This is a genomic window from Corallococcus aberystwythensis (genome assembly GCF_003612165.1).
GTDB classification, from domain to species: Bacteria; Myxococcota; Myxococcia; order Myxococcales; family Myxococcaceae; genus Corallococcus; species Corallococcus aberystwythensis.
In genome coordinates this window covers 1-908 of the sequence record NZ_RAWK01000543.1, presented here as the reverse complement: position 1 = coordinate 908, position 908 = coordinate 1, and the positions used below count along the sequence as shown (strand labels likewise).

Sequence of the window (908 nt, the reverse complement as noted above, 5' to 3'; positions counted from 1 at the left end):
TAAGAGCCTATTTCGGTAGGGAAGAAGGTCGGCCACCTGCCGGGTTGAAGAGGCAGGAGGACGCGGCCATGGGGTAGTGAAGAAGGACGACGGCTGGCGAGTGCCGGATGAGCTGTGGCGACGCATCGAGCCGCTGCTGCCGGCCCGGCCAGAGCACCCGCTGGGGTGCCATAACCCACGAGTGCCAGACCGACGGGCTCTGGATGGAATCCTCCTGGTGCTGCGCACGGGGATGCAGTGGGGCGCATTGAAGGCCACGGGCCTGTGCCATCCATCCTCGGCCTACCGCCGCTTCCGGGAATGGTTGGCCGCAGGCGTCTTCCGTGAGTTTTGGCGTCAGGGGCTGCTCGCCTATGACGGCTTGGCGAAGATTGATTGGCGATGGCTGGCGCTGGACGGAACCCTGGGCAAAGCGCCGCTGGGCGGGGGAAAAAACCGGCCCCAATCCCACCGACAGAGCGAAGCGGGGCACCAAGAGAAGTCTGCTGACAGACGCGCGTGGCGTCCCCCTCGGCCTCGTGGTCGCTGGCGCCAACACGAACGACTTCAAGCTGGCGCGCTCCACGCTTGAATCGATTCCAGTCCGAAGGCCTCTGCCGAGCCGGAGCCGTCGTCAGACGCTGTGCGTCGACCTGGGGTACGCCTTCAGGCCCGTGCGCGAGCTGGCCCAGGAGTATGGCTTCACGCTCCGGACGCCGAGACGTCGCTCCCAGCTCAGTCCCAAGCCCATGCTGCGTCGACGCTCTTCTCCACGATGGGTCGTCGAGCGAACCCACTCCTGGCTCAACCGCTTCCGACGCTTGCTGGTGCGCTGGGAGAAGCGAGAGGACACCTACGTCGCGATGCTGCACTTCGCGCTGGGCATCATCACCTGGTTCCACTCGCTCCTACCGAAATAGGCTCTAAGC

General features: G+C 65.4%; 1 protein-coding gene. It reads left to right on the top strand.

Features of this window, described 5'->3' with window-relative positions; translation table 11 throughout:
• Positions 1-76: 76 nt before the first annotated feature.
• Positions 77-899, top strand: a protein-coding gene (locus D7W81_RS41335; protein ID WP_438503407.1) for an IS5 family transposase whose coding sequence is annotated in 2 segments (ribosomal slippage) — positions 77-424 and positions 426-899 — 822 coding nt in all. Because the reading frame shifts where the segments join, the coding sequence is not laid out codon by codon here.
• Positions 900-908 lie beyond the last annotated feature (9 nt).